The following is a 24,391-nucleotide window of genomic DNA, read 5'->3' as shown; positions in this document are numbered from 1 at the left end:
ACGTTGCGCACATTGCTTTCCACGGTCAGCACGGCCCCTTGCGCTTGGCCAGCTTGTCGCTGCTGGCGACCAGCCAGCGCAGATAGCTCATGCGCGCCGCTGTGGAGGCGAACTCCAGCTCGGGCGGCGCGCCCGAGCCCGCCACGGCCGCGCTGAGCGCCGTACGCACGGAGTCGGCCAGCGGCTCTTCGAGCTGCCCGCCGGCCCAGGCCGCCTTCGGCCACAGCCAGCCGGCCGCCGGAGCGGCCAGCGCAGCGGCAGTCCTCAGGCAATGGCGTCGGCTCAGCAGGGTTTCGGGCATGGAAACAGCAGCTTACAGGCCCAGGCGGCTCTTGAGGTGAGCCAGCACCTCATTCGTCGCCAGCTTTGTGGCTTCTGTGTCACGGCGCTGCTGGTACTCGACCACGCCTTCCTTCAGGCCACGGTCGCCCAGCACCACGCGGTGGGGCACGCCGATCAGCTCCCAGTCGGCCAGCATGGCACCAGGGCGCTCGTCGCGGTCGTCCAGGATCACGTCCACGCCCAGTGCCAGCAGCTCGCCGTAGAGCTTCTCGGCCTCGGCCTTCACGGCCTCGCTGCGACCCATGCCGATGGGGCAGATCACCACGGTGAACGGCGCAATCGCATCGGGCCAGATCATGCCGCGCTCGTCGTGGTTCTGCTCCACGGCAGCGGCGGGCAGGCGGGTCACGCCAATGCCGTAGCAGCCCATCTCGAAGTGCTGTGGCTTGCCGTTGTCGCCCAGGAAAGTGGCCTCCATGGCCTTGGAGTACTTGGTGCCCAGGTAGAACACATGGCCGATCTCGATGCCGCGCTCGATCGCCAGCTCGCCCGCACCGTCGGGCGAGCGGTCGCCCGCCACCACATTGCGCAGATCCGCCACCACGGCGGGCTCAGGCAGGTCGCGGCCGAAGTTCACGCCGGTGATGTGGAAGTCTTCCTCGTTGGCGCCGCAGACCCAGTCGGCCATCACGGCCACATCGCGGTCCACCACGATGTTCACGGGCTTCTTGAGGCCGATGGGGCCCAGATAGCCGGGCTTGGCACCGAAATGCTCTTCGATCTCGCCTACGGTCGCGAAACGGAAGCCCGCCAGGCCCTCGACCTTGCCGACCTTGATCTCGTTCATCTCGTGATCGCCGCGCAGCAGCAGCAGCCACACTTGCGACTTGACGATCAGACCCTTGTCGTCGAGCTCGTCCGTGGCCAGCACCAGCGACTTCACGGTCTGCGCCAGAGGCAGACCCAGCTGCTCGGCCACGGCTTCGCAGGTGCTGTTGCCGGGCGTGGCGACCTTTTGCATGGCCTGGACGGCGGCAGGACGGGCCTGGGTGGGCGCCAGGCTCTCGGCCTTCTCGATATTGGCCGCGTAGTCGCTGTTCGGGCAGTACACGATGGCGTCCTCGCCCGTGGAAGCGATGACCTGGAACTCCTCGCTCAGATCGCCGCCAATGGCGCCCGAATCGGCACGCACGGCGCGGTACTGCAGGCCGAAGCGGTCGAAGATGCGCTTATAGGCTTCGCGCATGGTCTGGTAGCTGATCTGGGCCGCATCGCGATCCTTGTCGAAGGAATAGGCGTCCTTCATGATGAACTCGCGACCGCGCATCAGGCCGAAGCGGGGACGGCGCTCGTCGCGGAACTTGGTCTGGATCTGGTAGAGGTTCTTGGGCAGCTGCTTGTAGCTCTTGAACTCCTGGCGCGCGATATCGGTGACCACCTCTTCGGACGTGGGCTGGATCACGAAATCACGGCCATGGCGATCCTGGATGCGCAGCAGCTCGGGGCCCATCTTCTCGAAACGGCCGGTTTCCTGCCACAGCTCGGCAGGCTGCACCACGGGCATGGTGGTTTCAATGGCGCCGGCGCGGTTCATTTCCTCGCGCACGATGGCCTCGACCTTGCGGATCACGCGCAGGCCCATGGGCATGTAGTTGTAAATGCCAGCACCCAGCTTTTTGATCATGCCAGCCCGCATCATGAGCTTGTGGCTGACCACTTCGGCGTCGGCCGGAGCTTCTTTCAGGGTGGAGATGAGAAATTGGGAGGCTTTCATGGAACTGGCAATTCAGTGGAAATAGGCATGGCCCGCTTGTCGATCACAAGGGGCCATGCATAATGAACACAATTCAAAAATTTGGGGTTTGATTATGCTTGACCGGGACGGATTTCGCCCGAACGTCGGCATCATCCTGCTCAACCAAAGAAACCAGGTGTTCTGGGGAAAACGCATTCGCACCCACAGCTGGCAGTTTCCGCAAGGTGGCATTGATCGGGGTGAGACACCCGAGCAAGCCATGTTCCGCGAGCTGCACGAGGAAGTGGGGCTGAAGCCCAATCACGTTCGCGTGGTTGCCCGCACCAGGGACTGGTTGCGCTACGAGGTGCCAGACAGGTACATCCGCCGCGACGCGCGCGGGCATTACAAAGGCCAGAAGCAGATATGGTTTTTGCTTCAACTGGTCGGGCATGACTGGGACTTGAACCTGCGTGCCACCGACCACCCTGAGTTCGATGCCTGGCGTTGGAATGACTACTGGGTTCCTCTGGATGTGGTGGTCGAATTCAAACGCGGCGTCTATGAAATGGCGCTGACCGAGCTGGCGCGCTTTCTGCCGCGCGGCGAGCAGCAGCGCAACCGCTATCTGCGCAGCGGCATGCGGCCACGCGATCAGGAGGCAGGCCAGACCACTGGCGGCACTCCCCATCCTGGGCAGCACCATCAGGTCATGTACCCTGCCCGCACAGGGAGCTTTCGCATCAACCCCGGCATAGAGCTGCCGCCCGGTGCCAGTTTTGACCCGGACCCGCAGACCGGCATAGACAATCCGCCCGATCACAAGCCTCTGCAATGAACAAAGCCGTAATGCCTCACAGCATTACGGCTTTTTTGTCGGCGGCCTGGGCTCAGTGTCCTGCCACCACCATATTGTCGCGGTGCATCATTTCGGGACCTGCCGAGTAGCCCAGCAGCGACTCAATCTCCGAGGAGCTCTTGCGGCACAGCAGCCGCGCCTCGGCGCTGGCATAGCTGGCCAGACCACGGGCGATCTCGGCACCGTTCTCATCACGCACGGCAATCACTTCGCCGCGCGAGAAATCGCCCTCCACGGTGATCATGCCTATGGGCAGCAGGCTCTTGCCTTCATCGCGCAGCTTGGAGACGGCACCCGCATCCACGGTCACCGAACCGCGCAGCTGCAGATGGTCGGCAATCCACTGCTTGCGCGCCTGCATCTTGTGCGTGTTGGCAACCAGCAGCGTGCCTATGGACTCGCCACGCGTCAGACGCAGCAACACGTCTTTCTCACGTCCCCAGGCGATCACGGTGGAAGCACCGGAGCCCGCCGCACGCTTGGCCGCCAGGATCTTGGTGATCATGCCGCCCGTACCGATGGACAGGCCCGCACCACCGGCCATGGCTTCGAGCTCGGGGTTGCCGGCTTCGGCCACGTCGATGAACCTGGCATCGGGGTTCTTGCGCGGATCGGCGCTGTAGAGACCGCGCTGATCGGTCAGGATGACCAGTGCATCGGCCTCGACCAGATTGGCCACCAGCGCGCCCAGGGTGTCGTTGTCGCCGAAACGGATCTCGTCGATCACCACCGTGTCGTTCTCGTTGATGACGGGCACCACGCCCAGTTGCAGCAGCGTCAGCAGCGTGGTCCGGGCGTTCAGATAGCGCTCGCGATCGGCCAGATCCGCATGGGTCAGCAGCACCTGGGCGCTGGGCACGCCTTCGCCGCGCAGCTTGGTCTCGTACATCTGGGCCAGGCCCATCTGGCCGACGGCGGCTGCGGCCTGCAGCTCATGCACTTCTGTCGGCCGCGTGGCCCAGCCCAGGCGCTTCATGCCTTCGGCAATGGCGCCACTGGAGACCATGATGACTTCGCGTTTGACGCCGTCTTCACCATTCACCAATGCCGCCAACTGGCGGCTCCACTCTTCAATGGCGGCCTCATCCAGACCACGACCTTCATTCGTAACCAGGCTGGAGCCGACTTTGACGACGATGCGACGGGCATCACGCAGCACATTGGAAGACATGAGAATTTACAGTGTTTTAAGCCTCTGGCGCTTATGGGTAAAGCGCAACAAGCTATTAAATTCAAAGCAAAACAGCGCACCAAGTGCGCTGCTGGGTTATACCCTCTAGCTTATTCCGGATCGTAAGAGGCGAAACGCGGATCGGTCATATCCAGACCAGAATCCTCACCTCCCGCAAAGCGAGGATCAATCTCCTTGGGTGCCTGCTCCGCGAGTTGCTGGTTGTGCACATGCTCGAAGATCTTGCGGATCAGCGGCTCGCAGCCTTCACGGGTCAGCGCCGAGATCTCGAAGACCGGGCCCTTCCACTTGAAGCGCTTGACGAAGTCCTTGACCTTGGCAGCACGCTCTTCCTCGGGAACCATGTCCAGCTTGTTAAGCACCAGCCAGCGCGGCTTGTCGTAGAGCTCGGCGTCGTACTTCTTGAGCTCGGCCACGATGGCCTTGGCCTGCTCGACCGGGTCCACGCCCTCGTCGAACGGTGCAATGTCCACGATATGCAGCAACAGACGCGTGCGCTGCAGATGGCGCAGGAACTGGTGACCCAGGCCCGCACCTTCGGAAGCTCCTTCGATCAGACCGGGGATGTCGGCCACCACAAAGCTCTGCTCGGCGGCCACGCGCACCACGCCCAGATTGGGATGCAAGGTGGTGAAGGGATAGTCGGCGATCTTGGGACGGGCGTTGGAGACGGCCGTGATGAAGGTGGACTTGCCCGCATTGGGCATGCCCAGCAGGCCCACATCGGCCAGCACCTTGAGCTCCAGCTTGAGGTTGCGGCGCTCGCCAGGATAGCCGGGAGTCTTCTGGCGCGGCGCACGATTGATGGCGCTCTTGAAACGCAGATTGCCGAAACCGCCGTCACCGCCCTTGGCGATGGTGATGACCTGGCCGGGCTCCAGCAGCTCGAACAGCACTTCGCCGGTATCCGCATCGCTGATGATGGTGCCCACGGGCATGTTCAGCGTGATGTCGTCGCCGGCGGCGCCGAACATGTCGGAACCCATGCCGTGCTGGCCGCGCTTGGCCTCGTGGCGACGCGAATAGCGGTAATCCACCAGCGTGTTCAGGTTCACATCGGCCACGGCATACACATGACCGCCACGGCCGCCGTCGCCACCGTCGGGGCCGCCAAATTCTTTGTATTTCTCGTGCCGGAAAGACACGCAACCATTGCCGCCGTCACCGGCCGCAATGTCGATAAAAGCTTCGTCAACGAACTTCATGAGGCATCCAGTCTACAAAATCAGTGTGCACCAGAAGCTCCGGGCCACACCTGAGTGGTCTATTACCATGCCCCATCTGCCAGAAATCTGCTGCCTGGAGCCTTTTCAAACAACAAAGCCCCGACAAGTCGGGGCTTTGTTTGAGTCAAAGACGACTTATGCAGCCGTGATGTTGACTGTTTGCTTGGACAGAGCGCCCTTCACACCGAACGACACGTGGCCGTCAACCAGTGCAAACAGGGTGTGATCCTTGCCCACGCCAACGTTCTCACCGGGGTGGAACTTGGTGCCGCGCTGACGCACGATGATGGAACCAGCTGTCACCAGCTCGCCACCAAAGGCCTTCACGCCCAGCATTTTTGGCTTGGAATCACGTCCGTTACGCGTAGAGCCGCCGCCTTTTTTCTGTGCCATGACTTAGCTCCTAAAATTAAGCAGCGATTGCCACGATTTGCAGTTCGGTGAACTGCTGACGATGGCCTTGGCGCTTTTGATAGTGCTTACGACGGCGCATCTTGAAGATGTGCACCTTGTCGTGCTTGCCGTGAGCAACCACAGTTGCCTTTACAGATGCACCGGACACCAGGGGGGCACCAACCTTGATTTCAGCGCCGTTGCCGACGGCCAAAACTTGGTCGATCACGATTTCCTGGCCTACGTCCGCAGCAATCTGTTCTACCTTGATCTTTTCGCCAGCTGCAACGCGATACTGCTTGCCGCCGGTTTTTATGACTGCGTACATTGAAAACCTCTAAAGTCTGAGAGTTCCATGAAATGATTTCCACGGAGCCGGCAATTCTAGCACGCATGCATTTTTTCTGCTGTCATACCCCTAGGAACCGATTCAGGATCTCCGGAGGCCGCGCGGAATGGGATGCCACGCAGGTGCGTGGCAAGGCTTGCTCCTTGCAAGCGACCGCAATGCCACAGACTGCCCGCAAAGCCTCTGTTCACTTGAACGGGCTCTGAGGACACCACGCAAAACCCTGTTGCATCTTCCTATAATCGTGAGTCCACTTGGCGGTTCATCACCTTGACTACAGAAATTTCCACATCCAATCCGCTTGCCTTGATCGCAGATGACATGCGCGAAGTGGATATCGTCATTGCTCAGCGACTGACAACCAGCGTCCCCCTGATCGCACAGATCTCCCAATACATCATTGCAGCGGGCGGCAAGCGCCTGCGCCCGGCGCTGCTGCTGCTGATCGCCGGTGCCCTGGGGCATCAGGGCAAGAACAAATACATTCTGGCCGCCGTGGTGGAGCTGATTCACACCGCGACCTTGCTGCACGACGATGTGGTGGACGAATCCACGCTGCGTCGTGGCAGGGCCACGGCCAACGAGACCTTTGGCAACCCTGCCAGTGTTCTGGTCGGAGACTTTCTGCACACCCGCTCCTTCCAGATGATGGTGGAAGTGGGCAGCATGCGCGTGCTGCAAATCCTGTCCGACGCCACCAACGTGATCGCAGAAGGCGAAGTCCAGCAGCTCATCAATACCCATGATGCTTCGCTGAATGAAGCCGGCTATCTGCACGTCATCCGCTCCAAGACCGCCCAGCTCTTCGAGGCCAGCGCCCAGCTGGCAGCCGTGCTGGCGGGTGCCACGCCTGAAGTGGAGCAGGCCTGTGCCGCCTATGGCCAGGCACTTGGAACGGCGTTCCAGATCATTGACGATGTGCTGGACTACACCGGCAACACTCAGGAAATGGGCAAGAACCTTGGCGATGACCTGCGCGAAGGCAAATGCACCCTGCCCCTGATCGCCGCCATGCAGCGCGGCAGCGCCGAGCAGGCCGCCATCGTGCGCAACGCCATCGAACAAGGCTCTACGGATCAACTGGATGCCGTGGTGGAAATCGTGCGCAGCACCGGTGCCCTTGACGTCGCCCGAGCCGCCGCGCACGCGGAAGCCCAGCGCGCCATTGATGCACTGGCCTCGCTGCCAAGCAATGCATACACCGCAAGTTTGCTACAATTGGCCTCTCAGCTTTTGGAGCGCCGCACCTGAATCGCCAGGTGCACCACGGTGCTCGACAAACAAAGCCTGCGGGGTGTAGCTTAGCCTGGTAGAGCGCTACGTTCGGGACGTAGAGGCCGGAGGTTCGAATCCTCTCACCCCGACCAATCTCATTTTTGTCGCAGTTTCTTGCGCCATGTTCAATGACGCGGCATTGACGCATGCATGCGCGCCTGGCGACCTGCCGTTTGCCACAACAAGAATGGTAGGATAGATCCTCTACTCCCCTCCCAGACTTGGATACATGGCTGCTGCCGACACTCTGCAAAAGAACACTCCTGCGCCCATTGCCATCCCAGGTTTAGGCAGGGCCCTGATTTCTGCAGGAAAGGTTTCGCAGCAAGCCGCCGAGAACGCGGCCAAGAAAGCCGCCACAGGCAAGACCCCGTTCATCACCGAGCTCAGCCAGTCTGGTGAAATCAGCGCGCTGGAAATTGCCGAAACCATTTCCATGATGTTCAGCACTCCGCTGCTGGACCTCAACGCCATCGACGTCCAGCAACTTCCGCGCGAGCTGCTGGACCCGAAAATCAGCAACGCCTATCGCGTGCTGGCACTCAGCAAGCGCGGCAATCGGCTCACCATCGCCACGGCAGACCCTACTCAGCAGGAAGCTGCCGAACAGATCAAATTCACGACTCAGTTGCTGGTGGACTGGGTGGTTGTCGAGGCCGACAAGCTGCAAAAGCTCGTCGAGCAGACCGGCAAGAGCGTCAGCGAATCTCTGGACACCTATTCCAGTTCTGGGGACTTTGACTTTGACGACGTCAAGATCGAGGATGCCCCCGAGGAAAAAGACAATGCCGTCGGCGCCGAGGTCGAAGATGCGCCGGTCGTCAAGTTTCTGCACAAGATGCTGCTGGACGCCTTCAATATGCGCGCGTCCGACTTGCACTTCGAGCCCTACGAACACAATTACCGCGTGCGCTTTCGTATCGACGGCGAGCTGCGCGAGATTGCCTCTCCTCCTATCGCGATCAAGGACAAGCTGGCTTCGCGCATCAAGGTGATCTCGCGCCTGGACATCTCGGAGAAACGCGTTCCGCAAGACGGCCGCATGAAGCTCAAGGTCGGCCCTGATCGCGTCATCGACTTTCGTGTCAGCACCTTGCCCACGCTGTTTGGCGAAAAGATCGTGATCCGTATTCTGGACCCGAGCTCGGCCAAGATGGGCATCGATGCCCTCGGCTACGAACCCGAGGAAAAAGAGCGCCTGCTCAAGGCCATCAACCGCCCCTACGGCATGATTCTGGTTACCGGCCCCACGGGCTCGGGCAAGACCGTGTCGCTCTACACCTGCCTGAACCTGCTCAACCAGCCGGGCGTGAACATTGCCACCGCCGAAGACCCTTCCGAAATCAACATGCCCGGCGTCAACCAGGTGAATGTGAACGAGAAGGCCGGCCTGACCTTTGCCGCTGCGCTCAAGTCCTTTCTGCGCCAGGACCCGGACATCATCATGGTCGGTGAAATCCGTGACCTGGAAACCGCCGACATCTCGATCAAGGCCGCCCAGACCGGGCACCTGGTGCTGTCCACGCTGCACACCAATGACGCTCCGACCACGCTGACGCGCATGCGCAATATGGGCATCGCCCCTTTCAATATTGCCTCCAGCGTGATCCTGATCACCGCCCAGCGTCTGGCGCGACGCCTGTGCGCGCAGTGCAAGGAACCCGCCGACATACCGCACGACGCCCTGATCGATGCCGGCTACGACGAAGCCGAACTCGACGGCAGCTGGGTCAGCTACAAGCCTGTCGGCTGCCCTGCCTGCAACAACGGCTACAAGGGACGTGTCGGTATTTATCAGGTGATGCCCATCAGCGAAGAAATTCAGCGCATCATCCTGCGTGACGGCAGCGCCCTGGAGATTGCCGCACAGGCCAAGGCCGAGGGAGTACGCTCTCTGCGCGGCTCGGGCCTGCATAAAGTCAAGCTGGGTCTGACCTCACTCGAAGAAGTGCTGGCGGTCACCAACGAATAAAACCAGTATCAGTGAGGGAACGCCATGGCAAGCGCAGCGTCCAAGGGAATCAAGGAATTTCTCTTCGAGTGGGAAGGCAAGGACCGCAACGGCAAGATCGTTCGCGGCGAAACTCGTGCCGGCGGAGAAAACCAGATCCAGGCCATGCTGCGCCGCCAGGGCGTGACTCCGTCCAAGATCAAGAAGCGCAGGACCCGCGGCGGCAAGAAGATCAAGCCCAAGGACATTGCGCTGTTCACTCGCCAGCTGGCCACCATGATGAAGGCCGGCGTGCCGCTGCTGCAGTCTTTCGACATTGTGGGTCGGGGTAACACCAACCCTAACGTCACCAAGCTGCTCAACGACATTCGATCCGATGTGGAAACCGGCACCTCGCTGAGCGCTGCCTTTCGCAAGTTTCCGCTCTATTTCAACAGCCTCTACTGCAATCTGGTGGAGGCCGGCGAGGCCGCAGGTATTCTGGAATCGTTGCTGGACCGTCTTGCCACCTATATGGAAAAGACGGAAGCCATCAAGTCCAAGATCAAGTCGGCGCTGATGTACCCCACATCGGTCATGATCGTGGCCTTCGTCGTGGTGACCGTGATCATGATCTTCGTGATCCCTGCCTTCAAGGAGGTCTTCACCTCCTTTGGCGCCGACCTGCCCGCGCCCACGCTGCTGGTGATGGGCATCAGCGATTACTTTGTTCAGTACTGGTGGCTGATCTTCGGCGTGCTGGGCGGCGGCATCTATTTCTTCATGCAGGCCTGGAAGCGCAACGAGCGCGTGCAGCAGTTCATGGACCGCACCATACTCAAGCTGCCCATCTTCGGCGTGCTGATCGAGAAGTCCTGCGTGGCCCGCTGGACGCGTACGCTGTCCACCATGTTTGCCGCCGGCGTGCCGCTGGTCGAGGCGCTGGACTCCGTGGGAGGCGCCTCGGGCAACTACCTCTACAGAAATGCCACCGACAGGATTCAGTCGGAAGTCTCCACGGGCACCAGCCTCACGGTTGCCATGGCCAATGCCAACATCTTCCCTTCCATGGTGCTGCAGATGTGTGCCATCGGCGAGGAGTCGGGCGCCATCGACCATATGCTGGGCAAGGCAGCCGATTTCTATGAAAGCGAAGTCGACGAAATGGTGGCGGGCCTCTCCAGCCTGATGGAGCCCATCATCATCGTCTTCCTGGGCACCTTGATCGGCGGCATCGTGGTGTCCATGTATCTGCCTATCTTCAAGCTGGGTCAAGTGGTCTGATGATTTCCGAACTGGTGTTGAATGCCGCTGCCGGCGGCGTGCTGGGCTTGCTGATCGGCAGCTTTCTGAATGTGGTGATCCACCGCCTGCCTCTGATGATGGAGCAGGAATGGCATGCCGAAGGTGCGCAATGGGCCGAGGAACAAAAGGACAAGGGCGCCAGAATCGAGCTGCCGCCGGCCAAGCCTGCCATCACGCTGAGCCAGCCTCGTTCGCGCTGCCCGCATTGCGGCCATCAGGTCGCCTGGTACGAGAACATTCCCGTGCTGAGCTACCTGTTTCTGCGCGGACGCTGCGCCGAGTGCAAAAAGCCCATCAGCCTGCGCTACCCTGTGGTTGAGCTGGTCTGCGCCGCGCTGTTTGCCTTCTGCCTGGGCCGCGACGGCCTGACCGCCACCGGCTTTGCCTGGTGCGGCTTCAGCGCGGCGCTGCTGGCGCTTGCACTGATAGACTGGGACACCACATTCCTGCCGGACTCCATCACTCTGCCCCTGCTCTGGGCCGGCCTGATCGCCTCCGCACTGCAGTGGACCAGCGTGCCTCTGCAACAATCGCTGTGGGGCGCCGTCGCAGGCTATATGTCGCTATGGCTGATCTTCTGGGCCTTCAAGCTGGCAACGGGCAAGGAAGGCATGGGCTACGGCGACTTCAAGCTGTTTGCCGCACTCGGTGCCTGGTTTGGCTGGCAGGCACTGGTACCCATCATTCTCATGGCATCGGTCGTGGGCGCCGTCATCGGCATTGCACTCAAGATCAACAGCAAGCTGCGAGAAGGCGGCTATGTGCCCTTCGGCCCTTTTCTTGCCGGCGGCGGTTTCGTCAGCCTGATCTGGGGCCCGCAGGCGGTGCTCAGCTTTGCAGGCCTGTAAGCCATGAGAGTCGCACCTGAGCGCTCACCATTCAGACTGGGGCTGACGGGCGGCATCGGCAGCGGCAAAAGCACGGTTGCTGCCAGGCTGCAGGCATGCGGCGCGACGCTGATCGATGCCGACCATATCTCGCGCAGCCTGACGGCAAGCGGCGGCATGGCCCTGCCCCTCATTGCTCAGGCTTTTGGTGCCGACCTGATCGACGCACAGGGCGCCCTCAACCGCGCCCGCATGCGTGAGCTGGTCTTCGCCGATCCGTCCGCGCGCCAGCGCCTGGAAGCCATTCTCCACCCCCTGATCGCCGAGCAGACCCGGCAGCAGCATGAAGCAGCCGTGGCTGCGGGCAGCAAACTCATCGTGCACGACATTCCGCTGCTGGTCGAGTCCGGCCACTGGCGAACACGCCTGGATGGCGTGCTGGTCGTGGACTGCCGCGAAAGCACTCAGACAGAGCGCGTCATGGCACGCAGCGCTCTCACACGCGAGGCCGTGCAGGCCATCATCGACGCCCAGGCCACGCGTGCCCAGCGTCTGGCCACGGCCGACTGGGTCATCTATAACGATGACGGGGTCACAATCGGAACTCTCCACGCATATACCGATCAAATCGCTGCATGGTTCGGGCTATGATGCAGACCATGGCTTGGCCTGTGCGTGTGATCGCCGCATGTGCACGTTGACCGCTGATTCCTGTGCACCCCGAGGAGCCCAGCAAACGTGATCCTGTACGAATATCCTTTTAACGAGCGTCTGAGAACTTATCTGCGTCTTGAGCAGCTGTATCGCCGTCTGCGCGAGCTGCTGACCCGCGCGCATTCGGTCGATCATCATTTCGCCCTGATCACCATCTTCGAGATCATGGATGTGGCTTCGCGCAGCGATCTGCGGGCCGACGTCATCAAGGACCTGGAGCGCCAGAAGCATCTGCTGGACGTGTTGCGCGACAACCCCGATATTTCCCAGCACATGCTGCACCAGGTGGCGCGCCAGGTGGAGAGCTGCTTTGCCACCATCAATGCACAGACCGGCAAGACCGGCCAGGCGCTGACCGAAAACGAATGGCTGATGTCCATACGCAGCCGTGTGGGCATACCCGGCGGCACCTGCAGCTTTGACCTGCCGGCCTATCACGCCTGGCAGAACCTCGATCCGCGCTACCGCCAGCGCGACCTCGAAGACTGGGCCGGCGAGCTGACCCCGCTGGGTCAGGCGCTTGAGCTGATCCTGCAGCTGCTGCGCGAAACCGGCATTCCCCAGCGCGTGGTGGCCGAGCAAGGCGTGTTCCAGCAGGCCATGCCGGCCGGCCGCAGCTTCCAGCTGCTGCGCCTGCGCATAGAGCCGCATCTGAATCTGGTGCCGGAAATCAGCGGCAACCGCCTGCTGGTGTCGGTGCGCCTGCTCAAGCTGGCCCATGGCAGCAAGCCCCAGCCCAGCAATGACGACGCCACTTTCGAGCTCACGCTCTGCGCATAAGTCCCCGGCAGTCTTCTCGTCCCGATTGAGCCGCACATTGCGGCTCAATGGCTTTCAGGGTCGGCCACCCGTGTTTTCCAGCTGTGATACATCTACGCCATGAGCACTGACAAGCAATCCCCCACCATGGTGAAATGCCCGACCTGCGGCGGCCCCAGCGTTTTTTTGCCCAGCAACAAATTCCGCCCCTTCTGCAGCGAGCGTTGCCGCAATATCGACCTGGGCGCCTGGGGCAATGAAGAGTTCCGCGTCCCGGCTCAGACGCCTCCCGAAGATGCGCCGTTTGGTGATCCACGCACGGAAAACTAAGCAAGGCAGCAAAAAACAAGAGCGCCTTGCGCATGGAATGTCTTGATTTCAGCTTGATTGACCAAGAAAATCGAGATTCAACCAGAGCAAGGCGCTCTTTATTTCAGAGCATACCGCTTCAGACCAGAGGCTGCTGCGCCTCGTAATGGCTTTGATCAAAGACCAGGCCGCGCTCCTCGCTCAGCCATTGCAGCACGGGATAGGCACCAGGCAGGACGGGGTGCACATCGAGCGGCAACTGCTGCCAGGCCATTTGCTGGCCCTCGCGCATCTCGAACTCGCCCGTCCATTCCGTCACCTTGCACCAGTGCAGACGCACCAGCGCATGCGGGTAGTCATGCTCGGTCACCTTCCAGGCATGGGCCTGGCCAATGGTCACGCCCAGCTCTTCGATCAGCTCGCGGCGCAAAGCCTGCTCCACGCTCTCTCCGGCCTCCAGCTTGCCGCCAGGAAACTCCCAGTAGCCCGCATAAGGCTTGCCTGCAGGGCGGCTTGAAATCAGCAGCGCCCCATCGGATTCGCGCAACAGCACGCCCACGGCCACTTCCGTGTGCTTGCGCTGCGCCTGTGTTTCAGCAGTCACTTCCACAAAACTCTTTCTTCATTCCAGGTCTGCTTCTTCAGCCAGACCGTCCACATCTTCAATGCGCTTCTTGACCGTCACAGGGCGCTCGTTGCGGCCCGCGTAGTCGCGCGCGAACTGGTGGGCCACACGGCCGCTGCGCGAGCCGCGCTCCAGCGCCCAGACCAGGGCTTCGGGCCTGGCTGCCTCGATGGTGGCCTGGTCCATGCCCAGCGCAGACAGCCACTGCGCCACCACGCGCAGATACTCGTCCTGGCTGAAGGGGTAGAAGCTCACCCAGAGACCGAAGCGCTCGGACAGCGATATTTTTTCCTCCACCACTTCGCCGGGGTGGATCTCGCCGTTCTCGCTTTTTTGCTGCGCCAGGTTGTCCGTCATGTACTCGGGCAACAGATGGCGGCGGTTGCTGGTGGCATAGACCAGCACATTCGGCGTGGCCGCGGAAACCGAGCCATCCAGCATGGATTTCATGGCCTTGTAGCCTGGCTCGCCCTCTTCAAAGCTCAGATCGTCACAATAGATGATGAACTTCTCGCTGCGGCCGGCGACCACGTCGACGATGTCGGGCAGATCGGTCAGATCGGCCTTGTCCACCTCGATCAGACGCAGACCCTGGGGCGCAAAGCTGTGCAGACAGGCGCGGATCAGCGAGGACTTGCCCGTGCCGCGCGCGCCCGTCAGCAACACGTTGTTCGCCGTGCGACCACTGACGAACTGCTCGGTATTGCGCGCAATCTTTTCCTTTTGCACGTCGATGTTCTGCAGATCGGACAGCTGCATGGCGCCCACATGGCGCACCGGCTCCAGCACGCCGCAGCCGTTCGCGCGCTTGCGGTAGCGCCAGGCAATCGCCGCATTCCAGTCGGCGGGCGCCTGCAGGGGCTGGGGCAGCACGGACTCGATGCGCTGCATCAATTGCTCGGCACGCTCGACCAAGCGCTCCAAAGGGTTCATCACATCTTGCACGATCGAATCTCCATCTGTTTTTATAGCTGTTAGCGCTTGCTACTGCTTGACTTCAATGAGAAAAATAACTGAAACCCAATAAATACAAGCGATAGCAGCTTCTCAATTTATAGCCCCATCACTTTAAAACTGGCGCGCCCCAAACCAGAGACAGCGAGCAAGCTCCGCCGCGCAGCGAGGCTGTCGTCCCCCTCCCATAGCGCGCAGCGCGTAGAGAGAGGGGGAAGGCGCGTTGCCCAGGCGGGACCGCCCAGGCAACGCGCCTCAGGGGGTGATCATTTACGACCGGTAATCCGCATTGATCGTCACATATTCGTGACTCAGATCGCAGGTCCACACCGTCTGCGCGGCATCGCCACGACCCAGCAGCACGCGCACCAGGATCTCCTGCTGCTTCATCACGCGCTGACCGTCTTCTTCCTTGTAGGAAGGATTGCGACCGCCATCGACCACCACATGCACATCGTCCAGGTACAGATCGATTTTGGTCTGATCCAGATCGGCAATGCCGGCATAGCCTACAGCGGCCAGGATGCGGCCCAGGTTGGGGTCGGAAGCAAAAAAGGCCGTCTTGACCAGGGGCGAGTGGGCAATGGAGTAAGCAACCAGACGGCACTCTTCCTCATTCTTGCCGCCCTCGACCTTGACGCTGATGAACTTGGTGGCACCCTCGCCATCGCGAACAATGGCCTGCGCGAGTTTTTGCGCCACTTCCAGCAATGCTGCCTTGAGCTGCTCGCCTTCGGCACTGGAGAGCGCCGTGACCTGGGCATTGCCAGCCTTGTGGGTGGCGATCAGCACGAACGAGTCATTGGTGGAAGTGTCGCCATCAATGGTCACGCGGTTGAAGGAGCCGTCGGCCAGTTCCTTGACCAGGGGCTGCAGCAGCTCGGGGGCAATCGCCGCATCGGTAGCCAGAAAGCCCAGCATGGTCGCCATATTGGGGCGGATCATGCCCGCGCCCTTGCTGATGCCGGTGATGGAAACCGTCTTGCCGCCAATGCTGACGCTGCGGCTGAAAGCCTTGGGCAAGGTGTCGGTGGTCATGATGCCTTCGGCAGCCGTGGCCCAGTTATCAGCCTTGGCGGCAGCAATGGCCTTGGGCATGCCAGCCACGATGCGGTCCACGGGCAGCTCTTCCATGATCACGCCGGTGGAAAAAGGCAGGATCTGGCCCGCGTTCAGATCCAGCTCCTTGGCCAGCGCAGCGCAGGTGGCACGGGCATTGGCCAGACCGGCGGCGCCGGTGCCGGCATTGGCATTGCCGGTGTTGACGACCATGGCGCGGATGCCGGTGCCGGCCGCCAGATGCTCGCGGCAGATCTGCACGGGAGCGGCGCAGAAACGGTTCTGGGTGAACACGCCGGCCACCGAGGCGCCTTCGTCGAGCAGGAACACCGTCAGGTCCTTGCGATTGGCCTTGCGCACGCCGGCTTCGGTAACACCAATGCGAACGCCATTGATCGCCAGCAGATCAGCGGCGACGGGAGCGGAAAGATTCACGGACATTTCTGTATGTTCCTGAGAAAAGCCTCCCCCTGAGCCGCTGCGCGGCTTCCCCCTGAGGGGGACGACATCTTCGCCGCGAGGCGGCTCTTGCTCGATGTCTCCGGCCAAGAGCGCGCCCCGTGCAGCAGCCTAGGGGTCGAAAGTTAAAACGTTCCCCATTATCGGAACAAACAGAGGCCTGAACGGACTTGCCGGATTTTGTTGCGCAAAAAGCTGCGCCCCAATGCAAACACGAGCCGCAGCCCGTGTTGTTCGATAACGCATGCTCCAAGCCAGAGACGGCCAGCAAGGGGCGCCACCGCAATGAGTCCCCTTCAGGGGGAAGGCGCCAAGCGCCTCAGGGGGTCAGGACAGCTTGCCGTGGCAAAGCTTGAACTTCTTGCCGCTACCGCAGGGGCAAGGGTCGTTGCGGCCCACGTGCACGCCCTCGGGCATGGCCAGAGGCTCGGCCAGCATCACGTCGTCCTCGATGCTCATGCCTTCGGTTTCCGAGGGCGAGGCATAGCTCATGTGCTCCAGGCTCTGCGCGCCGCGCTCGTTCATGGCGACGGCGGCTTCGTCCATCTCTTCGCGCGAGCGGACCTGGACCGTCATCAGCACGCGGGTGACTTCGGTCTTGACCTGATCGATCAGTTGGCGGAACAGCTCGAAAGCCTCGCGCTTGTATTCCTGCTTGGGCTGCTTCTGGGCATAGCCGCGCAGGTGAATGCCCTGGCGCAGATAGTCCAGCGCAGCCAGGTGGTCGCGCCAGTTGGTGTCGAAGCTCTGCAGCAGCACGGCGCGCTGGAATTGCGTGAAGTTCTCCTGGCCGATCAAGGCCACCTTGGCGTCGAACAGATCGTGGGCTGCCTTGACGACCTTCTCCAGAATGTCTTCGTCAGTGATGGATTCGGAACCCGCCACGTCCTGCTGCAAGGAAAGATCGATCTGCCATTCGCTGGCCAGCGCCTTCTCCAGGCCGGGCACATCCCACTGCTCTTCCATGGACTCGGCCGGCACGTACTGACGCACCAGGTCGGTGATCACGTCCTCGCGCATGGCGGCCAGCATGCCATTCAGGTCTGTGGAATCCAGAATGTCGTTGCGCTGCTGGTAGATCACCTTGCGCTGGTCGTTGGCAACGTCGTCATATTCGAGCAGTTGCTTGCGCATGTCGAAGTTGCGTGCTTCGACCTTGCGCTGCGCCGACTCGATGGAGCGGGTCACGATGCCGGCCTCGATGGCTTCGCCTTCGGGCATCTTCAGGCGGTCCATGATGGCCTTGACTCGGTCGCCCGCGAAGATGCGCATCAACTGGTCGTCCAGGCTCAGATAGAAGCGCGAAGAGCCGGGGTCGCCCTGGCGGCCCGAGCGGCCGCGCAGCTGGTTGTCGATACGGCGCGATTCATGACGCTCGGTGGCGATGATGCGCAGACCGCCCAGTGCCACGATCTTGTCGTGGGCCACTTGCCAGTCGGCACGCAGCTGCTCGATCTGCTGGTTGCGCTCGGTCTCGCTGAGTGCCTCGTTGCTCTCGATGGCCTTGAGCTGCTTGTCGATATTGCCGCCCAGCACGATGTCGGTACCACGGCCGGCCATATTGGTGGCGATGGTGATCATGCCTTCGCTGCCCGCCTGGGCAATGATGTCGGCCTCGCGCTCATGCTGCTTGGCGTTGAGCACCTGATGGGGCAGCTTCTCGCGGGTCAGCAGCTGGTCGATGATTTCGGAGTTCTCGATCGAGGTCGTGCCGACCAGCACGGGCTGGCCGCGCTCGTAGCACTCGCGGATGTCCTTGATCGCCGCGTCGTACTTTTCCTTGGTGGTCTTGTAGACGCGATCGAGCTGGTCCTGGCGCTTGCTGGGCTTGTTGGGCGGCACCACCACGGTTTCCAGGCCATAGATTTCCTGGAATTCGTAGGCTTCGGTGTCGGCCGTACCGGTCATGCCCGACAGCTTCTTGTAGAGACGGAAGTAGTTCTGGAAGGTGATCGAGGCCATGGTCTGGTTCTCGGCCTGGATGGCCACACCTTCCTTGGCTTCCACGGCCTGGTGCAGGCCATCGCTCCAGCGGCGGCCGGCCATCAGACGGCCGGTGAACTCGTCCACGATCACGATTTCGTCGTTCTGCACCACATAGTGCTGGTCGCGGAAATACAACTGGTTGGCACGCAGCGCGGCGTACAGATGATGCACCAGAGAGATGTTGGAGGGGTCGTACAGGGACGAGCCTTCGGCGATCAGGCCGGCATGGGCCAGCAGGCGCTCGGCCGCTTCATAGCCCTGATCGGTCAGGTAGACCTGATGGGATTTTTCATCGACCGTGAAATCGCCGGGCTTGGTCACGCCCTCACCCGTGCGGGGATCGGCTTCGCCCTCCTGGCGCACCAGATTCGGCACGATCTGATTCATGGCCACGTACATGGCCGTGTGATCTTCGGCCGGGCCGGAGATGATCAACGGAGTACGCGCCTCGTCGATCAGGATGGAGTCCACCTCGTCGACGATGGCGTAGTTCAGCACGCGCTGCACGCGGTCGCCGGGCTCGTACACCATGTTGTCACGCAGGTAGTCGAAGCCGTATTCGTTGTTTGTGCCGTAGGTGATGTCGGAGTTGTATGCCTGCTGCTTTTGTTCGCGCGACAGATTGGGCAGGTTGATGCCCACCGACAGGCCGAGGAAGTTGTAGAGGCGAGCCATGGTCGTGGCATCGCGATTGGCCAGGTAATCGTTGACGGTCACGACATGCACGCCCTCGCCCGACAGGGCATTGAGGTACACGGGCAGCGTCGCGGTCAGCGTCTTGCCTTCTCCGGTGCGCATTTCGGCAATCTTGCCGTAATGCAGCGCCATGGCGCCCAGCATCTGCACGTCGAAGTGACGCATCTTCATGACGCGCTTGGAGCCTTCACGCACTACGGCAAAGGCTTCGGGCAACAACTCGTCCAGCGCCTCGCCCTTGGCAACGCGGTCCTTGAACTCCTGCGTCTTGGCGCGCAATGCCTCATCGCTGAGCTTTTCGTACTCAGGCTCCATCGCATTGATGCGAGCGACTGTTTTACGGTATTGCTTGAGCAACCGGTCATTGCGGCTGCCGAACAGTTTGGTGAGGAAATTGGTGGCCATGCGTGCGAAGGCACATTGCTTTTTTGCCTGTTGCGCAAAGCAATGTGTCCAGAATCCCTTGATTGTTGGTCTTCAGATGGGGCCGTCCCTGCGGCAGTCAAGAGCCACACCCGAAATGGGTGAAAAAACCTCCTGACGCACCCCAAACAGGGACAGGACCAAAAAATGATTCTAACCGCGCAAGCCTGCCTTGGCTTTTCGCTACTCCAGAGCACGTATGGGATTGCACTGCACGCGCAAATAGCCGGCACTGCGGCATTCATTCTCGGCTGAGCTAAGCTCGGGCTTGCCCTTGCCCAACTGTTTGCCGCTCGCATGACCATTGTTCGCCGCCATCACGCCGTAACTGCCATCAATGCCATGGAGTCTTCTCCCACATTGGCGCGCCTGGCAGCACTGACTCAGGACTCCAGCAACCGGCTCAAAGCCGTTTTACCCCTGGTTCCGCCCATGCTGCGCGCCAGCTTGCAGGCCGGCCCCATTGATGAAGACGGCTGGTGCCTGATCGTGAAAAACAACGCTGCTGCGGCCAAAGTGCGCCAATTGCTGCCGGCCATGGCGGCTCATCTGCGCACCAAAGGCTGGGCCGTCAACAGCATCCGCATCAAAGTTCAGGCCTGACAAGCCCTTTTTAAAGGCAGAAAAACAAAAAAGGCCTCCGAAGAGACCTATTTGTTTGGTGCCGGTTGTCGGATTCGAACTGACGACCTACCGCTTACAAGGCGGGTGCTCTACCAACTGAGCTAAACCGGCGAAGACTGAATTCTAACGTAGAAATTCAGCCCCAAAAGAAGAATCCTGAAATTTCCCGATCTGCCGGCAAAAACACTGGCCGGACTACTTCACACGCTTGAGCGCCGGACGACCACCAGCGGGTGGCGGCGTACGAGGAGCATCATCTTCGCCGGAAGCTTCTGCTTCCGCCTTGACGGGAACCAGTTGCACCACACGCTCGGCCGAGGACTCCTCATCCGACTCCATGTCGGGCTCGGCATCCTCCATCGATGGCGCATCGTCGTCCTCGGGGACTTCGTCCTCCTCGGGCGGGAAGGCCATGCCCTGGCCGGTCTCGCGGGCATAGATGGCCATGACGTTCGCCACAGGCACCATGATTTCCCGTGGCTGGCCGCCAAAGCGTGCCTTGAATTCAACATACTCATTGCCGATCAGCAGGCCGCTGGTCGCGTCATAGCTGATGTTGAGCACGATTTGACCATCACGCACAAACTCCATGGGCACCTGGGTGCTGCGGTCCACGCGCACGGCAATATGCGGCGTCAAACCATTGTCGGTACACCATTCAAACAATGCCCGCAGCAGATACGGACGGGTTGAAGTCGTTTCAGGGGCTGTCATCTCATTTCCTGACGAATCAAATCCAGAAGATTGCAAAGACAAAAAAGCGGGCAGATGAAGGAAAGCCCTTCAACATGCCCGCTCTGCGCTCATGTGCAATTACTTGCGCATGACCTTTTCAGAGGGAGTCAGTGCTTCAATGTAAGCGGGGCGCGAGAAAATGCGCTCGGCATACTTGAGCAGAGGGGCAGCATTCTTGGACAGCTCGATGCCGTAATAGTCCAGGCGCCACAGCAGGGGAGCAATCGCCACATCCAGCATGGAGAAGTTCTCGCCCATGATGTACTTGTTCTTCAGGAAGATAGGCGCCATCTGGGTCAGGCGGTCACGGATATGGGCACGAGCCTTCTCCAGAGCCTTTTCATTGCCCTTGACGTTGCGCTCTTCCAGAGCGCTCACGTGCACGAACAGTTCCTTTTCGAAGTTCAGCAGGAACAGGCGCACACGGGCACGGTCCACAGGGTCGCCAGGCATCAGCTGGGGATGGGGAAAGCGCTCGTCGATGTACTCGTTGATGATGTTGGACTCGTACAGGATCAGGTCGCGCTCGACCAGGATTGGCACTTGACCATAGGGGTTCATCACGGCGATTTCTTCGGGCTTGCTGAACAAGTCCACATCGCGGATCTCGAAATCCATGCCTTTTTCAAACAGCACAAAGCGGCAGCGGTGTGAGAAGGGGCAAGTCGTTCCCGAATAAAGCACCATCATGGTGGAGACTCCTAAAAATCAAAAAGAGTGGGTTGCCCACGGCACCCCACTCTGCACTAACACGGTTTGGCTGCAGACAACTTCTGCACGGCGGCAAAGCCTATTTCACGTCTTTCCAGAACGCGGCATTCAGGCGCCAAGCGATAAAGATGAAGAAGGCCAGGAAAATCAACACGCCCACCCCGATACGGGTTCGGGTGTTCTGAGCCGGCTCCCCCATCCATTGCAGGTAATTCACCAGATCGCCAACTGCCTGATCGTACTGCACTGCGCTCATCTTGCCAGGAGACACCTGCTCCCAACCCTTGAAGACCTGGGTCTTAGTTCCATGGTCGTCATGCTCTTCGAAGATGGCGCGACGCTCACCCTGCAGCTCCCACAGCGCATGCGGCATGCCTACGCTGGGAAAGGCAAGATTATTCCAGCCCGTGGCCTTGGTGTCATCCCTATAGAAAGTACGCAAGAAGGTATACAGGTAATCAGCGCCCGAGCCGCCCGAGCCGGCACGCGAGCGCGCGATCACGGTCAGGTCGGGCGGGTTGGCACCGAACCACTCCTTGGCTTCCTTGGGATTGATGGCTGCCTTCATGGTCTCACCTACCTTGTCGGTGGTGAACAACAGATTGTCCTTGATGTCCTGATCGGTCAGACCGATGTCCTTCAAGCGATTGAAACGCATGAAGGCAGCGGAGTGGCAGCTCAGGCAGTAGTTGACAAAGATCTTGGCACCATTTTGCAGGGATGCCGTGTCGCTGGTGTTGACTGGCGCCTTGTCCCAGTGGATGCCGCCTTCAGAAGCTTGCGCAGCGCCGGCAATACCCAGGGCTGCAACCAGGGTCAGAATCAGTTTCTTCATTCTTGTTCTCTCCTGCTTCAGTGAGGCTTGAAGGTGACACGCTCGGGCACGGGCTTGGTTTCACCCAAGCGGCTCCACCAGGGCATGAGCAGGAAGAAGCCGAAGTAGAACAGCGTGCCGACCTGCGACACCTTCTCGCCCACCGGCGACGGAGGCTGCACCCCCAGATAAGCCAGGACGACGAAGTTCACCACAAACACTGCATACACATATTTGTGCCAGCTGGGACGATAGCGGATCGACTTGACCGGGCTGCAATCGAGCCAGGGCAAGGCAAACAGGATGATGACCGCACCACCCATGACAACCACGCCCCAGAACTTGGCGTCGATGGACAGCATCATGGCGATGGCACCCAGGGCCACGATGGCGACGGCGCCCTTGGCAAAACCAGGCAGGCGCGACTTGAGAATGCCGTAGCCTGCACCCAGCACCACGCAGGCGATCAGCACATACATCATCTCGCTGGTGATGGCACGCAGCATCGAATAGAAGGGCGTGAAGTACCAGACAGGGGCAATGTGATTGGGCGTCTTGAGCGGGTCGGCGGGGATGAAGTTGTTGTACTCCAGGAAGTAGCCGCCGAACTCGGGCGCAAAGAACACCACGGCCGAGAACAGGAACAGGAACACCGTCACGCCAAAGATGTCATGCACCGTGTAGTAAGGGTGGAAGGGCACCCCATCCAGAGGGCGGCCCTTTTCATCCTTGGGCGCGTTCGGGCCCTTGATCTCGATACCGTCGGGATTGTTGGAGCCCACGTCGTGCAGCGCCAGCAAATGCGCAACGACCAGACCCAGCAGCACCAGAGGCACGGCGATCACGTGGAAGCTGAAGAAGCGGTTCAGAGTCGCATCGCCCACCACATAGTCGCCACGGATCAGCAGAGCCAGATCGGGACCGACAAAGGGGATGGCGGAGAACAGGTTCACGATCACCTGGGCGCCCCAGTACGACATCTGACCCCAGGGCAGCAGATAACCCATAAAGGCTTCAGCCATCAGCACCAGGAAGATGGCGCAACCGAAGATCCAGACCAGTTCGCGCGGTTTGCGGTAAGAACCGTACAGAAGACCGCGAAACATATGCAGATAGACCACCACAAAGAACGCCGAGGCGCCTGTGGAGTGCATGTAGCGGATCAGCCAGCCCCAGGGCACATCACGCATGATGTATTCCACGGAAGCAAACGCCTTTTCGGCATCGGGCTTGTAGTGCATCACCAGGAAGATGCCGGTGACGATCTGGATCACCAGCACCAGCAGCGCCAGCGAGCCGAAGATGTACCAGAAGTTGAAGTTCTTGGGAGCGTAGTACTCCGACATATGGACGCGGTACGCATCGAATGCCGTCGGAAACCGGTTCTCCAGCCAGTTCATGGCCTTCGCTCCGGTTGTGGAGTTCGGGTCGATTTGCTTGAATTCGTGAGCCATTGTTCTTGTCTCCCTCAGGCTGCCTTGGTGTCTTCACCAATCAGCAGCTTGGTGTCGGACAGATACATATGTGGCGGCACTTGCAGGTTGTCCGGCGCTGGCTTGTTCTTGAACACCCGGCCGGCCATGTCAAAGGTGGAGCCATGGCAGGGGCAGAGGAAACCGCCCTTCCAGTCTGCAGGCAGCGAAGGCTGGGGCCCGGCGACGAACTTGTCGGTGGGAGAGCAGCCCAGGTGGGTGCAGATGCCCACGACCACCAGGATTTCAGGCTTGATGGAGCGCGCTTCATTTTGCGCATAGGGCGGCGTGAACTCTTCGGGATGACGCGCCGAGGTCGGGTCTGCCAGTTCGCCATCGAGGCCTGGCAGGTCCTTGAGCTGCTCGGGTGTGCGCTTGATGATCCACACCGGCTTGCCACGCCACTCGACGGTGAGCTTCTCACCATCCTTGAGATTGGAGATATCCACCTCTACCGCAGCACCTGCTGCTTTGGCTTTTTCAGAAGGCTGGAAGGAGCTCACAAAAGGGACGGCCGTTGCCACACCGCCCACGGCACCAGCACATGCTGACGTGATGATCCACGTGCGCTTGCTGGAGTCGACTGGAGAGTCACTCATGGATTTCCTCGAAGTACATCGCTTGATTTGGGGTCAACTGCAAATTCTAGCGGTGGGGTTATGGTTATTCCAGCCCCAG

The 24,391-nt window shown here is 60.6% G+C and carries 23 protein-coding genes, 2 tRNA genes and 1 pseudogene; 10 read left to right on the top strand and 16 right to left on the bottom strand.

Annotated features, from left to right (window positions below):
* Nucleotides 1–37: 37 nt before the first annotated feature.
* Together AAIL66_RS12885 and AAIL66_RS12880 are read right to left on the bottom strand one after the other, a co-directional pair.
* Nucleotides 38–301: pseudogene (locus AAIL66_RS12885) on the bottom strand (lytic transglycosylase domain-containing protein); the annotation flags it as partial.
* A gap of 12 nt (nt 302–313) precedes the next feature.
* Nucleotides 314–2,056, bottom strand: coding sequence for a proline--tRNA ligase (locus AAIL66_RS12880; RefSeq protein ID WP_034409158.1), 1,743 nt, complete (start codon nt 2,054–2,056; stop codon nt 314–316).
* Nucleotides 2,057–2,150: 94 nt separating this feature from the next.
* Here AAIL66_RS12880 and AAIL66_RS12875 point away from each other — a divergent pair, with 94 nt between their 5' ends.
* Nucleotides 2,151–2,855 carry an RNA pyrophosphohydrolase gene (locus tag AAIL66_RS12875; protein ID WP_034357533.1) on the top strand — a complete coding sequence of 235 codons (705 nt, stop codon included), beginning with the start codon at nt 2,151–2,153 and terminating at the stop codon, nt 2,853–2,855.
* A gap of 52 nt (nt 2,856–2,907) precedes the next feature.
* On the opposite strand, the gene proB is transcribed toward AAIL66_RS12875, so the two are convergent.
* From proB to rplU, 4 genes are all read right to left on the bottom strand, one after another.
* Nucleotides 2,908–4,047, bottom strand: a complete 1,140-nt coding sequence (proB, locus tag AAIL66_RS12870) for a glutamate 5-kinase (protein WP_034381631.1) — start codon at nt 4,045–4,047, stop codon at nt 2,908–2,910.
* A gap of 110 nt (nt 4,048–4,157) precedes the next feature.
* Complete coding sequence (cgtA, locus tag AAIL66_RS12865) at nt 4,158–5,273, bottom strand: Obg family GTPase CgtA (RefSeq protein ID WP_034357529.1); 1,116 nt, start codon at nt 5,271–5,273, stop codon at nt 4,158–4,160.
* Between the two features lie 156 nt (nt 5,274–5,429).
* The gene (gene rpmA / locus AAIL66_RS12860) at nt 5,430–5,687 is read right to left on the bottom strand and encodes a 50S ribosomal protein L27 (protein WP_003058534.1); all 258 of its coding nucleotides are present in this window, start codon (nt 5,685–5,687) and stop codon (nt 5,430–5,432) included.
* Between the two features lie 16 nt (nt 5,688–5,703).
* Nucleotides 5,704–6,015, bottom strand: a complete 312-nt coding sequence (gene rplU / locus AAIL66_RS12855) for a 50S ribosomal protein L21 (protein WP_003058536.1) — start codon at nt 6,013–6,015, stop codon at nt 5,704–5,706.
* Nucleotides 6,016–6,357: 342 nt separating this feature from the next.
* Here rplU and AAIL66_RS12850 point away from each other — a divergent pair, with 342 nt between their 5' ends.
* The 8 genes from AAIL66_RS12850 (at nt 6,358) to AAIL66_RS12815 (ending at nt 13,176) form a co-directional block, all read left to right on the top strand.
* Nucleotides 6,358–7,287: a polyprenyl synthetase family protein gene (locus AAIL66_RS12850; protein WP_003062198.1), complete on the top strand. Its 930-nt coding sequence runs from the start codon at nt 6,358–6,360 to the stop codon at nt 7,285–7,287.
* A gap of 39 nt (nt 7,288–7,326) precedes the next feature.
* Nucleotides 7,327–7,403 (top strand) — tRNA-Pro (locus AAIL66_RS12845).
* Nucleotides 7,404–7,540: 137 nt separating this feature from the next.
* Nucleotides 7,541–9,283 carry a type IV-A pilus assembly ATPase PilB gene (pilB, locus tag AAIL66_RS12840; protein ID WP_003062195.1) on the top strand — a complete coding sequence of 581 codons (1,743 nt, stop codon included), beginning with the start codon at nt 7,541–7,543 and terminating at the stop codon, nt 9,281–9,283.
* Between the two features lie 24 nt (nt 9,284–9,307).
* Nucleotides 9,308–10,525, top strand: a complete 1,218-nt coding sequence (locus AAIL66_RS12835; protein WP_012837103.1) for a type II secretion system F family protein — start codon at nt 9,308–9,310, stop codon at nt 10,523–10,525.
* Entirely contained in the window at nt 10,525–11,394 is an 870-nt protein-coding gene (locus AAIL66_RS12830; RefSeq protein ID WP_034381629.1) for an A24 family peptidase, read from the top strand. Before AAIL66_RS12835 ends, AAIL66_RS12830 begins: the two co-directional genes overlap by 1 nt.
* Before the next feature lie 3 nt (nt 11,395–11,397).
* On the top strand, nt 11,398–12,024 hold the full coding sequence (gene coaE / locus AAIL66_RS12825) for a dephospho-CoA kinase (protein WP_343496881.1): 627 nt from the start codon (nt 11,398–11,400) through the stop codon (nt 12,022–12,024).
* Nucleotides 12,025–12,111: 87 nt separating this feature from the next.
* Nucleotides 12,112–12,867, top strand: a complete 756-nt coding sequence (gene zapD, locus AAIL66_RS12820) for a cell division protein ZapD (protein ID WP_003062189.1) — start codon at nt 12,112–12,114, stop codon at nt 12,865–12,867.
* A 99-nt stretch (nt 12,868–12,966) separates the two neighbouring features.
* Complete coding sequence (locus tag AAIL66_RS12815) at nt 12,967–13,176, top strand: DNA gyrase inhibitor YacG (RefSeq protein WP_034357520.1); 210 nt, start codon at nt 12,967–12,969, stop codon at nt 13,174–13,176.
* Nucleotides 13,177–13,294: 118 nt separating this feature from the next.
* Here the strand turns inward: AAIL66_RS12815 and AAIL66_RS12810 are convergent, their stop codons facing one another.
* The 4 genes from AAIL66_RS12810 to secA form a co-directional block, all read right to left on the bottom strand.
* Complete coding sequence (locus AAIL66_RS12810; protein WP_003062186.1) at nt 13,295–13,765, bottom strand: NUDIX domain-containing protein; 471 nt, start codon at nt 13,763–13,765, stop codon at nt 13,295–13,297.
* Nucleotides 13,766–13,777: 12 nt separating this feature from the next.
* Nucleotides 13,778–14,713 (bottom strand): ATP-binding protein, encoded by a 936-nt coding sequence (locus AAIL66_RS12805; protein WP_034357518.1) that lies wholly within the window; start codon nt 14,711–14,713, stop codon nt 13,778–13,780.
* Between the two features lie 291 nt (nt 14,714–15,004).
* A complete protein-coding gene (argJ, locus tag AAIL66_RS12800) occupies nt 15,005–16,234 on the bottom strand; it encodes a bifunctional glutamate N-acetyltransferase/amino-acid acetyltransferase ArgJ (RefSeq protein WP_343496880.1) in 1,230 nt (409 codons plus the stop codon).
* A 345-nt stretch (nt 16,235–16,579) separates the two neighbouring features.
* Nucleotides 16,580–19,339, bottom strand: coding sequence for a preprotein translocase subunit SecA (gene secA, locus AAIL66_RS12795; RefSeq protein WP_045838439.1), 2,760 nt, complete (start codon nt 19,337–19,339; stop codon nt 16,580–16,582).
* Nucleotides 19,340–19,654: 315 nt separating this feature from the next.
* Here secA and AAIL66_RS12790 point away from each other — a divergent pair, with 315 nt between their 5' ends.
* Complete coding sequence (locus tag AAIL66_RS12790; RefSeq protein ID WP_003062178.1) at nt 19,655–19,960, top strand: hypothetical protein; 306 nt, start codon at nt 19,655–19,657, stop codon at nt 19,958–19,960.
* 56 nt (nt 19,961–20,016) lie between these two features.
* On the opposite strand, the gene AAIL66_RS12785 is transcribed toward AAIL66_RS12790, so the two are convergent.
* The 6 genes from AAIL66_RS12785 to petA all read right to left on the bottom strand — a co-directional run bounded on the left by AAIL66_RS12785 (nt 20,017) and on the right by petA (nt 24,312).
* Nucleotides 20,017–20,092, bottom strand: a tRNA-Thr gene (locus AAIL66_RS12785).
* A gap of 84 nt (nt 20,093–20,176) precedes the next feature.
* Nucleotides 20,177–20,695 carry a ClpXP protease specificity-enhancing factor gene (locus AAIL66_RS12780; protein ID WP_034357512.1) on the bottom strand — a complete coding sequence of 173 codons (519 nt, stop codon included), beginning with the start codon at nt 20,693–20,695 and terminating at the stop codon, nt 20,177–20,179.
* A gap of 99 nt (nt 20,696–20,794) precedes the next feature.
* The gene (locus tag AAIL66_RS12775) at nt 20,795–21,406 is read right to left on the bottom strand and encodes a glutathione S-transferase N-terminal domain-containing protein (protein ID WP_003058564.1); all 612 of its coding nucleotides are present in this window, start codon (nt 21,404–21,406) and stop codon (nt 20,795–20,797) included.
* A gap of 100 nt (nt 21,407–21,506) precedes the next feature.
* The gene (locus AAIL66_RS12770; RefSeq protein WP_003062174.1) at nt 21,507–22,262 is read right to left on the bottom strand and encodes a cytochrome c1; all 756 of its coding nucleotides are present in this window, start codon (nt 22,260–22,262) and stop codon (nt 21,507–21,509) included.
* Between the two features lie 17 nt (nt 22,263–22,279).
* Complete coding sequence (locus AAIL66_RS12765) at nt 22,280–23,695, bottom strand: cytochrome bc complex cytochrome b subunit (RefSeq protein ID WP_003062172.1); 1,416 nt, start codon at nt 23,693–23,695, stop codon at nt 22,280–22,282.
* A gap of 14 nt (nt 23,696–23,709) precedes the next feature.
* The gene (gene petA, locus AAIL66_RS12760; RefSeq protein ID WP_034357510.1) at nt 23,710–24,312 is read right to left on the bottom strand and encodes a ubiquinol-cytochrome c reductase iron-sulfur subunit; all 603 of its coding nucleotides are present in this window, start codon (nt 24,310–24,312) and stop codon (nt 23,710–23,712) included.
* Nucleotides 24,313–24,391 lie beyond the last annotated feature (79 nt).

The sequence above is a fragment of the Comamonas sp. F1-6 genome (genome assembly GCF_039581415.1).
GTDB lineage: Bacteria > Pseudomonadota > Gammaproteobacteria > Burkholderiales > Burkholderiaceae_C > Comamonas > Comamonas thiooxydans.
The sequence above is the reverse complement of the archived record's forward strand: the minus strand, read 5'-3'. Positions and strand labels throughout refer to the sequence as shown.

What these genes read in the sequence shown, in the direction of transcription:
- cgtA (WP_034357529.1), bottom strand. Translation starts at nt 5,273, where the DNA reads ATGAAGTTCGTTGACGAAGCTTTTATCGACATTGCGGCCGGTGACGGC.
- AAIL66_RS12805 (WP_034357518.1), bottom strand. Translation starts at nt 14,713, where the DNA reads ATGAACCCTTTGGAGCGCTTGGTCGAGCGTGCCGAGCAATTGATGCAG.
- AAIL66_RS12835 (WP_012837103.1), top strand. Translation starts at nt 9,308, where the DNA reads ATGGCAAGCGCAGCGTCCAAGGGAATCAAGGAATTTCTCTTCGAGTGG.
- coaE (WP_343496881.1), top strand. Translation starts at nt 11,398, where the DNA reads ATGAGAGTCGCACCTGAGCGCTCACCATTCAGACTGGGGCTGACGGGC.
- pilB (WP_003062195.1), top strand. Translation starts at nt 7,541, where the DNA reads ATGGCTGCTGCCGACACTCTGCAAAAGAACACTCCTGCGCCCATTGCC.
- AAIL66_RS12815 (WP_034357520.1), top strand. Translation starts at nt 12,967, where the DNA reads ATGAGCACTGACAAGCAATCCCCCACCATGGTGAAATGCCCGACCTGC.
- AAIL66_RS12850 (WP_003062198.1), top strand. Translation starts at nt 6,358, where the DNA reads ATGCGCGAAGTGGATATCGTCATTGCTCAGCGACTGACAACCAGCGTC.
- AAIL66_RS12875 (WP_034357533.1), top strand. Translation starts at nt 2,151, where the DNA reads ATGCTTGACCGGGACGGATTTCGCCCGAACGTCGGCATCATCCTGCTC.
- AAIL66_RS12830 (WP_034381629.1), top strand. Translation starts at nt 10,525, where the DNA reads ATGATTTCCGAACTGGTGTTGAATGCCGCTGCCGGCGGCGTGCTGGGC.
- AAIL66_RS12775 (WP_003058564.1), bottom strand. Translation starts at nt 21,406, where the DNA reads ATGATGGTGCTTTATTCGGGAACGACTTGCCCCTTCTCACACCGCTGC.
- rplU (WP_003058536.1), bottom strand. Translation starts at nt 6,015, where the DNA reads ATGTACGCAGTCATAAAAACCGGCGGCAAGCAGTATCGCGTTGCAGCT.
- rpmA (WP_003058534.1), bottom strand. Translation starts at nt 5,687, where the DNA reads ATGGCACAGAAAAAAGGCGGCGGCTCTACGCGTAACGGACGTGATTCC.
- AAIL66_RS12790 (WP_003062178.1), top strand. Translation starts at nt 19,655, where the DNA reads ATGACCATTGTTCGCCGCCATCACGCCGTAACTGCCATCAATGCCATG.
- AAIL66_RS12880 (WP_034409158.1), bottom strand. Translation starts at nt 2,056, where the DNA reads ATGAAAGCCTCCCAATTTCTCATCTCCACCCTGAAAGAAGCTCCGGCC.
- secA (WP_045838439.1), bottom strand. Translation starts at nt 19,339, where the DNA reads ATGGCCACCAATTTCCTCACCAAACTGTTCGGCAGCCGCAATGACCGG.
- proB (WP_034381631.1), bottom strand. Translation starts at nt 4,047, where the DNA reads ATGTCTTCCAATGTGCTGCGTGATGCCCGTCGCATCGTCGTCAAAGTC.
- AAIL66_RS12765 (WP_003062172.1), bottom strand. Translation starts at nt 23,695, where the DNA reads ATGGCTCACGAATTCAAGCAAATCGACCCGAACTCCACAACCGGAGCG.
- petA (WP_034357510.1), bottom strand. Translation starts at nt 24,312, where the DNA reads ATGAGTGACTCTCCAGTCGACTCCAGCAAGCGCACGTGGATCATCACG.
- argJ (WP_343496880.1), bottom strand. Translation starts at nt 16,234, where the DNA reads ATGTCCGTGAATCTTTCCGCTCCCGTCGCCGCTGATCTGCTGGCGATC.
- AAIL66_RS12770 (WP_003062174.1), bottom strand. Translation starts at nt 22,262, where the DNA reads ATGAAGAAACTGATTCTGACCCTGGTTGCAGCCCTGGGTATTGCCGGC.
- AAIL66_RS12780 (WP_034357512.1), bottom strand. Translation starts at nt 20,695, where the DNA reads ATGACAGCCCCTGAAACGACTTCAACCCGTCCGTATCTGCTGCGGGCA.